This window comes from Halomicrobium sp. IBSBa, from assembly GCF_017612575.1.
In the GTDB taxonomy this organism is placed as follows: Archaea; Halobacteriota; Halobacteria; order Halobacteriales; family Haloarculaceae; genus Halomicrobium.
The window spans coordinates 1-441 of sequence record NZ_JADPQC010000044.1 but is presented as its reverse complement, the minus strand read 5'-3'; the positions used below and the strand labels follow the sequence as shown (position 1 = coordinate 441).

The following is a 441-nucleotide window of genomic DNA, read 5'->3' as shown; positions in this document are numbered from 1 at the left end:
GTCGGGGTCTTCGACGCGGGTCGCCGTGAACTCGTGGGGGATTTGGGCTCCCGATTTCGTAACAAACGGCACTTCCACGCGGGTTGTGCCGCCCTCGAATACCGATTCGATAGCGGCCCCAACGAGGTCCTGATGCTCCTCCGGGAAGAACTCGGCTCCGTGGGTCCCGGCGACTTCGGCGGCCGAGTAGCCGGTCACGTTCAGCAGACTCTCGTTCCAGCGCCGGAAGCGGCCGTCGCTGTCGAGGACGTAGAACACGTCGTCGATGGCGTCCAGCATGTCGTCGGTGTACTCCTTGTACCGTTCGAGGCGTTGTTCGCGCTGCTGGCGTTCGAGTTCGTAGCTCACCCACTGCGCCGCGAGATGGACGAACGTCTTCTCGTCCTCGGTGAAGGGGGTCTTGCGGGCCTCCCGGTCGACGAAACAGAGGCTCCCTGAATG

The 441-nt window shown here is 63.7% G+C and carries 1 protein-coding gene; it reads right to left on the bottom strand.

The window, feature by feature from the left end:
• On the bottom strand, positions 1-441 hold a 441-nt coding region (locus tag IL252_RS17370; RefSeq protein ID WP_208629065.1), incomplete at both ends, for a PAS domain-containing protein.